This is a genomic window from Buttiauxella warmboldiae (genome assembly GCF_003818135.1).
GTDB lineage: Bacteria > Pseudomonadota > Gammaproteobacteria > Enterobacterales > Enterobacteriaceae > Buttiauxella > Buttiauxella warmboldiae.
The window spans coordinates 1-11,797 of sequence record NZ_RPOH01000059.1 but is presented as its reverse complement, the minus strand read 5'-3'; the positions used below and the strand labels follow the sequence as shown (position 1 = coordinate 11,797).

Annotated in this window: 10 protein-coding genes; 2 read left to right on the top strand and 8 right to left on the bottom strand. The window is 52.6% G+C overall.

Annotation, left to right across the window (positions count from 1 at the left end):
- Positions 1-24: 24 nt before the first annotated feature.
- From rseP to rpsB, 8 genes are all read right to left on the bottom strand, one after another.
- Positions 25-1,377: a sigma E protease regulator RseP gene (gene rseP / locus EHN07_RS13730; RefSeq protein ID WP_124024662.1), complete on the bottom strand. Its 1,353-nt coding sequence runs from the start codon at positions 1,375-1,377 to the stop codon at positions 25-27.
- An 11-nt stretch (positions 1,378-1,388) separates the two neighbouring features.
- The gene (gene cdsA, locus EHN07_RS13725) at positions 1,389-2,246 is read right to left on the bottom strand and encodes a phosphatidate cytidylyltransferase (protein WP_124024661.1); all 858 of its coding nucleotides are present in this window, start codon (positions 2,244-2,246) and stop codon (positions 1,389-1,391) included.
- Between the two features lie 18 nt (positions 2,247-2,264).
- A complete protein-coding gene (ispU, locus tag EHN07_RS13720; protein WP_124024660.1) occupies positions 2,265-3,005 on the bottom strand; it encodes a (2E,6E)-farnesyl-diphosphate-specific ditrans,polycis-undecaprenyl-diphosphate synthase in 741 nt (246 codons plus the stop codon).
- A 185-nt stretch (positions 3,006-3,190) separates the two neighbouring features.
- Complete coding sequence (gene ispC, locus EHN07_RS13715) at positions 3,191-4,390, bottom strand: 1-deoxy-D-xylulose-5-phosphate reductoisomerase (RefSeq protein WP_124024659.1); 1,200 nt, start codon at positions 4,388-4,390, stop codon at positions 3,191-3,193.
- A 157-nt stretch (positions 4,391-4,547) separates the two neighbouring features.
- Positions 4,548-5,105 (bottom strand): ribosome recycling factor, encoded by a 558-nt coding sequence (gene frr, locus EHN07_RS13710; RefSeq protein WP_124024658.1) that lies wholly within the window; start codon positions 5,103-5,105, stop codon positions 4,548-4,550.
- A 172-nt stretch (positions 5,106-5,277) separates the two neighbouring features.
- Positions 5,278-6,003, bottom strand: coding sequence for a UMP kinase (pyrH, locus tag EHN07_RS13705; RefSeq protein WP_064516322.1), 726 nt, complete (start codon positions 6,001-6,003; stop codon positions 5,278-5,280).
- A gap of 143 nt (positions 6,004-6,146) precedes the next feature.
- Positions 6,147-6,998, bottom strand: a complete 852-nt coding sequence (tsf, locus tag EHN07_RS13700; protein ID WP_124024657.1) for a translation elongation factor Ts — start codon at positions 6,996-6,998, stop codon at positions 6,147-6,149.
- A gap of 152 nt (positions 6,999-7,150) precedes the next feature.
- Positions 7,151-7,876, bottom strand: a complete 726-nt coding sequence (gene rpsB, locus EHN07_RS13695; protein ID WP_124024656.1) for a 30S ribosomal protein S2 — start codon at positions 7,874-7,876, stop codon at positions 7,151-7,153.
- A 311-nt stretch (positions 7,877-8,187) separates the two neighbouring features.
- Between rpsB and map the strand changes: the two genes are divergently transcribed.
- Both map and glnD read left to right on the top strand, forming a co-directional pair.
- Entirely contained in the window at positions 8,188-8,982 is a 795-nt protein-coding gene (gene map, locus EHN07_RS13690) for a type I methionyl aminopeptidase (RefSeq protein WP_124024655.1), read from the top strand.
- A gap of 62 nt (positions 8,983-9,044) precedes the next feature.
- The gene (glnD, locus tag EHN07_RS13685) at positions 9,045-11,717 is read left to right on the top strand and encodes a bifunctional uridylyltransferase/uridylyl-removing protein GlnD (protein ID WP_124024654.1); all 2,673 of its coding nucleotides are present in this window, start codon (positions 9,045-9,047) and stop codon (positions 11,715-11,717) included.
- The last annotated feature ends 80 nt before the right edge of the window (positions 11,718-11,797 follow it).

Genomic DNA, 11,797 nt, shown 5'->3' with positions numbered 1-11,797 from the left:
TGCGTTCTTCCTAACCTATTCTCTCTAAAAGCGAGAGAAATCATTGAAAAGTGCAAGCCCCATCAACAGCACCAGCAATATCGAGCCAATGCGGTAACTAAAGTCTTGAACTCGCTCGGAAACCGGCCCACCTTTCAGCTTTTCAATCGCCAAAAAGAGCAGATGCCCCCCGTCGAGGACGGGTAACGGAAACAGGTTGATAATCCCCAGATTGACGCTGATTAGCGCCAGGAACATCAGGTAGTAAATCAACCCGGATTCCGCTGACATCCCTGCCCCTTGAGCTATGGAGATTGGCCCACTGAGATTGTTTAACTTGATGTCACCGGTTATTAATTTTCCCAGCATATTGACCGTCAGCTTCATCAGTTGCCAGGTTTTATCCGTGGCTTCTGCAACTGCGGCAAACGGCCCATACTGGCGTACTGTTTTGTACTCATCAGGCAGCGGGATAACCTTCGGTACCACCCCCGCAAACCCTTCAGCTTTCGCGTTACCCGGTTTTGTATCCGGTATTAGCGTTAAAGACAAGAGCGTCCCTTGTCTTTCTATTTCCAGCGCCAGCGGCTGGCCTGGATTGTCACGCACCAGGCTGACAAATTCTGTCCACTGAGAGAGCGCCGTATCGTTGACTTTAACGATCCTGTCTCCGGCTTGCAAACCCGCTTTGTTCGCGGCGGAGTTCGGCTGCACTTCTTGTAGCACCGTTTCAATCTGCGGGCCACGAGGCACGATGCCCAGTGAGGTAATCGGGTTCTGCTTTTCTGGCGCAAACTGCCAGTGGCGCAAATCGAGCGTTTTTTCACTCGTCAAATGCGAACCCAGCGGCGCCATGGTCAGTCTGACGCTCTCATCGCCAATCCTGGCCATAAGCGCCAGCTGAACGGATTCCCAATCAGGCGTTTCGATACCATCTATCGCTTTAAGTTCCATGCCTGGTGTAATTTGTGCTTGCGCGGCAATCGAGTCGGGCGCAATTTCACCCACCACGGGGCGAACGCCGGGAACGCCGATGATAAACACCAGCCAGTATGCAAACACGGCGAAGATAAAGTTGGCAATCGGACCGGCAGCAATAATGGCTGCGCGTTGAGAAACGGTTTTATTATTGAAGGCCTGGTGGCGCAGTTCCGGCATTACCGGCTCAACGCGCTCATCAAGCATTTTGACATAGCCGCCCAGCGGGATCAGGGCGATGACAAATTCTGTCCCCTGGCGGTCACAACGGCGCCAGAGCGCTTTACCAAAACCGATGGAAAAGCGCTCTACTTTAACGCCCATGCGGCGAGCAACCCAAAAATGGCCGAACTCATGCACGGTAATTAACACCCCCAGTGCAACGATAAATGCAGCCAAATTCCAGAGTAAGCTCAGCATATAACCTTCCGTTAAATCGTCCTGAATACCAGCAATAACAGACAGGCAAAGACCGGTACTGCTGCTGTGAGGCTATCTATGCGGTCAAGGATACCACCGTGACCGGGGATCAGGTGACCGCTATCTTTAATCCCTGCTTCACGTTTAAACATACTTTCGGTTAAATCCCCCAGCACCGAAGCCAGGGCGGCAATGACCGAGCAGGTTAACAGGATAACCGGCGCCACCTCGAGATTCGCCCACATGCCAAACAGCAGCGAGATTACCGCAGAAGTGAACAAGCCGCCAAAAAAACCCTGCCAGGTTTTACCCGGAGAGACCTTCGGCGCGAGCTTATGTTTGCCAAACATTTTACCAAACATATAGGCGCCGGAGTCAGCCCCCCACACCAGAACCATCACGTATAACAGCCAGATTGAACCGGTGTAATGGTTGATATCATAATGCCAGTTACGCAGCACAATCATGCCCCAGAAAAACGGCACAATCGTTAATACGCCAAACAACAGACGCAACGCTTTTGAATCACGCCAGAAAGATGCCGACCTCGGATAGAACAGCACCAGTAACAGCGCGGCAAACCACCAGGCAAGGGATGCCCATAGTGATATCTCAACGAGCGGGATATGCACCGTGCGCTGGTATTCTGGTAATGCATAAAGCATCAACGCCAGCAGCAGACCACACAGCACCGCAAGCCAGACACGTTGCGAACGTGCTTTAAAACCGGCCAGTTGTCCCCATTCCCAGGCTGCCAGCATACAAACCACAAGGGTCGTAATAGCAAAGCCTGGAGGTGGTAGCCAGAACAGCGCGGCAATCACCACCGGGATTAAAATAAACGCAGAAAGCAGGCGATACTTCAGCAAAAGTGACCCCCAACAGGCTTACTCACTACCAGGTGCCGTGCCGCCGAAACGACGCTCTCGATTTGCAAAAGCATGGAGTGCACCTTCAAAGTCTTGTTCATCGAAATCAGGCCAAAGAACATCGGTGAAATAAAGTTCTGCGTAGGCAATCTGCCAAATCAGAAAGTTACTGATACGATGTTCTCCCCCTGTCCTAATTACTAAATCTACGGGAGCCAGTTCATTCATGCAGATTTGCTGACTTAGCATCTCTTCATCAATCTGGTCTGGTCGCAGTAAGCCTTCCTGTACCTGTTCGGCAAGACGCCGAACCCCCTGGATAATATCCCAACGACCGCCATAATTCGCGGCGATGTTGAGCGTCAAACCGGTATTGGCACGGGTTAAGGCTTCGGCTTTTTTGATTCGTTCCTGCAGGCGAACATGAAATCGACTGGTATCGCCGATAATACGCAAACGGACATTGTGACGGTGCAGGTTTTTGACTTCACTGTCTAAAGCCCACACAAACAGCTCCATTAATGCGCTAACTTCCTGCGCCGGACGATTCCAGTTTTCACTACTGAAAGCATAGAGCGTCAGCGCATCAATACCATTATTTGCCGCAAAACTCACCGCCCGGCGAACAGATTTCGCTCCCGCCTTATGGCCGGAAACCCTCATCTTCCCTTGTCGTTTTGCCCAGCGCCCGTTGCCATCCATAATAATGGCAACATGACGCGCGCCATGTTCAGATTGTGTTTCATTTGCAGACAACATAACGCGTAATGATTCCCAGATAAGGATTAAGCGGTACTCAGAATGATTTCAGCTTTCCATAAAAAAGCCGTGCTATAACACGGCTTACCAACCATTCAGCCAGCAATTTCTGACCGAAAGATGGCGCAGACTATATCACTGAAGCACAGAGCTAACAAATAGAGGCACATCAGCCGAATGAATAATCATCGGGAAGCGACGCGCGTCACCAAATTTCGCGCGACCTCGCGCGCTTTTGCATCAACGGCTATCACTTCCTCCACGCTCTCAGGCTCCGTCAGCGCAACGCTATCGAGGACCGCGTGGTTTAAAGAAGCAATGTCGGTAAAACGCAGCTGCTGTTGTAAGAAAGCCTCAACCACAACTTCATTTGCCGCATTGAGCACCGTGGTGGCCGCCTGCCCTTGCTCAAAGGCTTCCATTGCCAGCTTCAGGCAAGGATAGCGCTGATAGTCCGGCTCCATAAAGGTGAAAGTCCCAATCTTACAAAAATCGAGCGGCTCAACACCTGACCGCACACGCTGCGGGAATGCCATCGCGTGGGCGATTGGGGTACGCATATCTGGCGCGCCTAGCTGCGCCAGCACGCTGCCATCACGATAGCGCACCATCGAGTGGATAACCGACTGCGGATGGATCAGCACTTCCATTTGTTTAGCATCTGCATTGAATAGCCAGCGGGCTTCAATGTATTCGAGACCTTTGTTCATCATGGTGGCCGAGTCGACGGAGATTTTACGCCCCATCGACCAGTTCGGATGGCGACAGGCCTGCTCCGGCGTCATCCCCGCAAGTTCGCTCAAAAGCGTCTCACGGAACGGGCCACCCGATCCGGTAAGAATAATCGACGCAACGCCGTTACTCTCAAGGTCAGCGTACCCGAGGCTGCGCTGAATTGTTTCCGGCAAACTCTGAAAAATGGCGTTGTGTTCACTGTCGATAGGCAGAAGCTGGGCGTGACTGCGCTGTACCGCATCCATAAACAGACGCCCACAGGTCACCAGTGACTCTTTATTTGCCAGTAACACTTGCTTGCCTGCGGCAATCGCTGCAAGCGTAGGGAGTAGCCCTGCGGCCCCCACAATGGCAGCCATCACCTGATTCACTTCATCCAGCGCGGCCATTTCGCATGCCGCCTGCTGCCCCGCCAGCACCTCGGTCGCACTCCCCTGCGCTTGCAGCAGATGGCGTAGCTCACGGGCAGAGGCTTCATCATCCATCACCGCCCAGCGTGGCTTAAACTCCAGGCACTGTTCAGCCATGCGCCTGACATTTTTCCCGGCAACCAGAGCGGTAACGGCAAATTTTTCAGGATTATGACGAACAACGCTAAGGGTGCTGGTACCGATAGATCCGGTTGAGCCAAGAATGGTCAGTTGCTTCATGAGGCGCTCTGGAATTTTAGTTTCAACAATCAGATAAAAGTGTGTCGCGACAGGAAGACCTTACCGACACCTGCGAGCTAAAAACAAAACGCCGTAAACAATGCCCGGGCGTTTAAGCCCTGCTTGTATACGGCGTTTGATCCGTTATCTCAACGGATTAGAACTGCATCAGCTCAGCTTCTTTCTCAGCCAGAGCCGCGTCTACTTTTTTGATAGCAGCATCAGTCATTTTCTGAACGTCGTCCTGGGAACGACGATCGTCATCTTCACCGATCTCTTTATCTTTCAGCAGCGCTTTAACTTTGTCGTTAGCATCACGGCGCACGTTACGCACCGCCACGCGTGCGCCTTCAGCTTCGCCACGTACAATTTTGATCAGGTCTTTACGACGCTCTTCCGTCAGCGCTGGCAGGGGAACGCGAATGTCGCTACCGGCAGAGCTTGGGTTCAGACCCAGATCGGAAGTCATGATCGCTTTCTCCACGGCCTGGCTCAAAGAGCGATCAAACACGTTGATTTTCAGCGTGCGTGAGTCTTCAACCGTGACGCTTGCCAGCTGACGCAGCGGAGTCGGAGTACCGTAATATTCCACAATGATCCCATCAAGCAAGGATGGGGAGGCGCGGCCGGTACGGATTTTACTGATTTGATTTTTGAATGCTTCTACGCATTTTTCCATACGCACTTCGGCATCTTTTCTGATATCGCTAATCACGTTACGAATCCTTGAAAACTGGTTTAGGCCAGACCACACTTTGCGCGGCGACGGTGACGCTGCGAGCTAAGTATAGCCCTGTTTATTCATGGCGCCCGCTGGGGCCGCCTGTTACTCAAATGGTGCTGAGTCGTTGAATCCGAATCTTACCCTGATTCCGCAGCGACTGAAATTATTCAGTGATCAATGTGCCTTCTTTTTCGCCCATTACCACACGGCGAAGCGCACCTGGTTTATTCATGTTGAAAACACGAATCGGTATTTTGTGATCGCGGGCGAGGGTAAACGCCGCCAAATCCATCACTTTCAGCTCTTTTTCCAGCACTTCGGTATAGGTCAATTGCTCACAAAGCGTGGCGGTAGGATCCTGAACCGGATCCGCAGTAAACACGCCATCAACTTTCGTCGCTTTCAGCACCACGTCAGCTTCAATCTCAATGCCGCGCAAACATGCAGCAGAGTCCGTGGTAAAGAACGGGTTGCCGGTACCGGCCGCCAGGATAACTACGCGGTTATTACGCAGCAGGCTGATAGCTTCTGCCCAGCTGTAGTTATCACACACGCCATTCAATGGAATAGCGGACATCAGGCGGGCGTTCACATAGGCGCGATGAAGCGCATCACGCATTGCCAGGCCGTTCATCACGGTGGCCAACATGCCCATGTGGTCGCCCACAACGCGGTTCATGCCGGCTTTTGCCAGGCCTGCGCCACGGAATAAGTTGCCACCACCAATCACCACCCCGACCTGAATGCCCAATTCAACCAGCTCTTTAATTTCCTGAGCCATACGATCAAGGATGCTCGCATCAATACCGAAGCCTTCGGTACCTTGCAGAGCTTCGCCGCTTAGCTTGAGCAGAATGCGTTTGTAGACAGGTTTTGCATTGGTAGCCATGATTCTTTCCTGGGAACAGTCAACGAATGGGGAGGGTAAATTCAGGCGACGGGTGTCGCATATCAGCCTGTTCTGTATCTGAGCAGACTAATTTTTAAAGCCAGATAGAAAGGAACCGCCAATTGGCGGCTCCCTTTAGAAAATTAAGACTGTTTGGACATTGCAGCAACTTCTGCTGCGAAGTCGGTCTCAACTTTCTGGATGCCTTCGCCCACTTCAAAGCGGATGAAGCCTGTAACATCAGCATTGTGCTCTTTGAGCAGCTGAGCAACAGTTTTGCTTGGGTCGATAACGAAAGGCTGACCGGTCAGAGAAACTTCGCCGGTGAATTTCTTCATGCGGCCTTCAACCATTTTCTCAGCGATCTCTTTCGGCTTACCAGACTGCATAGCGATATCCAGCTGAACCTGGTACTCTTTCTCAACCACTTCAGCAGACACGTCTTCTGGCTTAACGAATTCTGGCTTGCTTGCAGCAACGTGCATAGCGATTTGCTTAACCAGCTCTTCGTCAGCGCCTTTTGCTGCCACCACAACACCGATGCGAGCACCGTGCAGGTAGCTACCCAGAACGTCGCCTTCCAGAACTGCAACGCGACGAATGTTGATGTTCTCACCGATTTTAGCAACCAGCGCAACACGCTCTTCTTCAAACTGTGCTTTCAGCACTTCGACGTCGGTCACTTTACCAGCAGCAGCAGCGTCCAGCACTTTGTCAGCAAATGCCTGGAAACCACCATCTTTAGCAACGAAGTCAGTCTGGCAGTTAACTTCCAGAATCACAGCGTAGCCGTCTGCGATCTTAGTTTTGATCACGCCATCAGCAGCAACGTTACCTGCTTTCTTAGCCGCTTTGATCGCACCAGACTTACGCATGTTTTCGATTGCCAGCTCAATGTCGCCATTAGCTTCAGTCAGCGCTTTTTTGCAATCCATCATGCCTGCGCCAGTACGTTCACGCAGTTCTTTTACCAGAGCAGCAGTAATATCAGCCATTCTAAAATCCTCGGTTATCTCGTAGCGAGAGATAAGCCCTGGTCCACGCAACAGACGAACCCTGGCTCAAAATAAAAAGGGGGCCTGAGACAGGCCCCCTAACCAAACTATTCAATACCTGGTTAATAAGGGCTCAATGCGAGCAAACCTTATTATTCAGCTTCTACGAAGCTTTCTTCTGCCTGAGAAGCCAGATCCTGAGAGCGGCCTTCGCGAACGGTAGCAGCTACAGCAGACAGGTACAGGGTTACAGCACGGATTGCATCGTCGTTACCAGGGATAACGAAATCAACGCCATCTGGATCGGAGTTAGTATCAACGATAGAGAACACTGGGATACCCAGGTTGTTCGCTTCTTTGATTGCAATGTGTTCGTGATCGGCGTCGATAACAAACAGAGCATCCGGCAGACCGCCCATATCCTTGATACCACCCAGGCTGTTTTCCAACTTATCCAGCTCACGGGTACGCATCAGCGCTTCTTTCTTGGTCAGTTTGTCGAAGGTACCGTCCTGAGACTGGATTTCCAGATCTTTCAAACGTTTGATGGACTGACGAACGGTTTTCCAGTTAGTCAGCATACCGCCCAACCAGCGATGGTTCACGAAGAACTGATCGCAGCTCAGAGCAGCTTCTTTTACTGGTTCGCTTGCTGCGCGCTTAGTACCAACGAAAAGGATTTTACCTTTACGAGAAGAGATCTTGCTCAGTTCAGCCAGAGCTTCGTTGAACATTGGGACAGTTTTTTCAAGGTTGATGATGTGAACTTTGTTACGTGCGCCGAAGATGAAAGGCTTCATTTTCGGGTTCCAGTAACGGGTTTGGTGACCGAAGTGAACACCAGCCTTGAGCATGTCGCGCATGGAAACAGTTGCCATGTTTAAAACCTCTATAGAGTAATTGGGGTTAAGCCTCCACGCATCCCATATTACCGACCCCAAAGGGCACCCCGGAATATGTGTCGATACGTGTGTGTTATTTACACAAAGTGAGAGTGTTGGCCGTATCCGAAAAATCGGAATACAAGTCCGGCGCGCTTTATACCATAAAACCAACGCGGACTCCAATAGTTGTTAGCAAAGAGTGCGGACACTGATTCTCGATTTGGCACCGATCCCGGGCCCTGATACCATTGCCCGACTCACTGCTCAATTATTGTCGATGACGACGACACCTGCGGACAGAATTAATGGCTATCTCAATTAAAACACCTGAAGAAATCGAAAAAATGCGCGTGGCGGGCAAACTTGCCGCTGAAGTTCTGGAAATGATTGAACCCCACGTACAACCGGGCATCAGCACCGGCGAACTGGACCGTATTTGTAACGATTACATCGTTAACCAGCAGCAGGCTATCTCTGCCTGCCTGGGTTATCACGGCTTCCCAAAATCCGTGTGCATCTCTATTAACGAAGTGGTTTGTCACGGTATTCCAGACGACGCGAAGATCCTGAAAGATGGCGATATCGTCAATATCGACGTCACCGTAATTAAGGATGAATACCACGGCGACACCTCAAAAATGTTTATCGTAGGCAAACCGACTATTCTCGGTGAGCGCCTGTGCCGCGTGACGCAGGAGAGCCTTTATTTATCCTTGCGCATGGTCAAACCCGGCATTCGCCTGCGTACTCTGGGTGCAGCCATTCAGAAGTTCGTTGAAGCAGAAGGGTTTTCTGTAGTGCGCGAATATTGCGGACACGGTATTGGCCGCGTATTCCATGAAGAGCCACAGGTTTTGCATTATGACGCGGATGACAGCGGCGTCATTTTGCAGCCGGGCATGACGTTCACCATTGAACCTATGGTCAACGCGGGTGATTACCGCATTCGCACCATGAAAGACGGCTGGACGGTGAAAACCAAAGATCGCAGCTTGTCTGCACAATACGAGCATACTATTGTGGTGACAGATAACGGCTGCGAAATTCTCACGTTGCGTAAGGATGACACCATCCCGAATGTGATTTCGCATAACGAGTGATTCGCCTGGCGCAAGTCAGCAATCGAAGCCGGCCCGCGCCGGCTTTTTTTATGGATGGCGACATGACACCGAGTTTACCCGAGCAGTACGCAACCGCTGTGCTTCCTGAGATTTCCGGGCAACCTGAATACCCCGTCAACTGGCCAGACTCAGCGCTGACTTGCAGCGAGATCAAAACCCGCCTCGATCTCTTCCAGCAATGGCTGGGAACCGCATTCGACGACGGTATCTCTGCCGAACAGCTGATCGATGCGCGCACCGAATTTATCGACCAGCTGCTGCAACGCTTGTGGCTCAGCTACGGCTTCGGGGACGGCGCTGAAACCGCGCTGGTCGCGGTAGGCGGCTACGGGCGCGGTGAATTGCACCCCTTGTCTGACATTGATTTGCTGATCCTCAGCCGTAAGCGGCTAAGCGAAAAACAGGCGCAAAAAATCGGCGAACTGCTCACGCTACTGTGGGACGTGAAGCTGGAAGTGGGCCACAGCGTACGCACGCTGGAAGAGTGCCTGCTCGAAGGCCTGTCTGATTTAACCGTGGCCACCAACCTGATTGAGTCGCGCTTGTTGATTGGCGATGTCGCCCTGTTCCTTGAGCTGCAAAAATATATATTCAGCGATGGCTTCTGGCCGTCGGCCAAATTCTTTGCCGCCAAAATTGATGAACAGAGCGAGCGCCACCAGCGCTACCACGGCACCAGCTATAATCTTGAGCCGGATATCAAAAGCAGCCCGGGCGGCTTGCGCGATATTCACACGCTGCAATGGGTCGCCCGCCGCCATTTTGGCGCCACCTCGCTAAGGGAAATGGTGGGCTTTGGCTTTTTGACCGAAGCCGAGCGCAACGAGCTTGATGAGTGTCAGCACCTGCTGTGGCGCATCCGTTTCGCATTGCACCTTGAAGTGAATCGCTACGACAACCGTCTGCTGTTCGACCGCCAGTTAAGCGTCGCCCAACGCCTGAACTACCACGGTGAAGGCAACCAGCCGGTTGAACAGATGATGAAAGATTTCTATCGTGTGACCCGCCGCGTCAGCGAACTTAACCAGATGCTGCTACAGCTATTTGACGAAGCAATTCTTGCGCTGTCGGCCGACGAAAAACCCCGTCCGCTCGACGATGATTTCCAGCTGCGCGGCACCTTGATTGACCTGCGCGACGAAACGCTATTTATGCGCGAACCGCAGGCGATTCTGCGCATGTTTTACATGATGGTGCGTAACCGCGACATTACCGGGATTTACTCCACCACCCTGCGCCATTTGCGCCATGCTCGCCGTCATCTGGCCCAGCCGCTGTGCTACATTCCCGAAGCGCGCGATCTCTTTCTCACCATACTGCGCCACCCCGGTGCCGTGAGTCGGGCGTTACTCCCTATGCACCGCCACAGCGTGCTCTGGGCTTACATGCCGCAGTGGTCGCATATCGTCGGCCAGATGCAGTTTGACCTGTTCCATGCCTACACCGTCGATGAACACACCATTCGCGTACTGCAAAAACTGGAAAGTTTCGCCAAAGAAGAGACGCGCCCGAAACACCCTTTGTGCGTCGATCTCTGGCCGCGCCTGTCGCACCCGGAACTGATTCTGATTGCCGCCCTGTTCCACGACATCGCTAAAGGTCGCGGTGGCGATCATTCGGTACTCGGCGCGCAGGACGTATTAAAATTTGCCGAACTGCACGGCCTGAACTCCCGCGAAACGCAGCTCGTCGCATGGCTGGTACGCCAGCATTTGCTGATGTCGGTCACCGCACAGCGCCGCGATATTCAGGACCCGGAAGTCATTAAACAGTTTGCCGAAGAAGTGCAAACCGAAAATCGCCTGCGTTACCTGGTTTGCCTGACGGTGGCCGATATCTGCGCCACCAACGAAACCCTGTGGAACAGCTGGAAACAGAGCCTGTTGCGCGAGCTGTACTTCGCCACCGAAAAACAGCTGCGCCGCGGGATGCAAAACAGCCCGGATATGCGCGAACGCGTGCGCCACCATCAGCTGCAGGCACTGGCGTTGCTGCGTATGGATAACATCAATGAAGAAGCGCTGCATCATATCTGGCGCCGCTGCCGGGCAAACTATTTTGTCCGCCACACGCCAAATCAAATTGCCTGGCATGCGCGTCATTTGCTCAAACACGACCTCAGCAAGCCGATGATCTTACTTAGCCCGCAGGCCACACGCGGCGGCACCGAGATTTTTATCTGGAGCCCGGACAGGCCGCACCTGTTTGCTGCGGTTTGCGCAGAGCTGGACAGGCGTAACCTCAGCGTTCATGACGCGCAAATCTTTACCACCCGCGACGGCATGGCAATGGATACCTTTATCGTGCTGGAGCCGGACGGCAGCCCGCTCTCTGCCGACCGCCACGATCTTATCCGCCACAGCATTGAGCAGGCCATTACCCAGGCAAGCTGGCAAACCCCGCAGCCGCGCCGCCAGTCTGCCAAACTGCGCCACTTTACCGTCGATACCGAGGTCAATTTCCTGCCAACCCATACCGACAGGCGCTCGTTCCTGGAGCTGATTGCTTTAGATCGGCCCGGCCTGCTGGCACACGTCGGGGAAGTGTTTGCAGATCTGGGTATCTCGCTTCATGGCGCGCGCATTACGACAATTGGTGAGCGAGTAGAAGATTTATTTATAATAGCCACCGCCGACCGGCGTGCTCTTAATGATGAGTTGCAACAGGAAGTACAGCAACGGTTGACAGCGGCCCTTAATCCAAACGATAAATAACCGTCTTATTAATTTTACCCTTTAGCATTCGAGTTGCAGGTAGGCGGCCAGGGAGCTTATCCCGAATCACTTACTTAAGT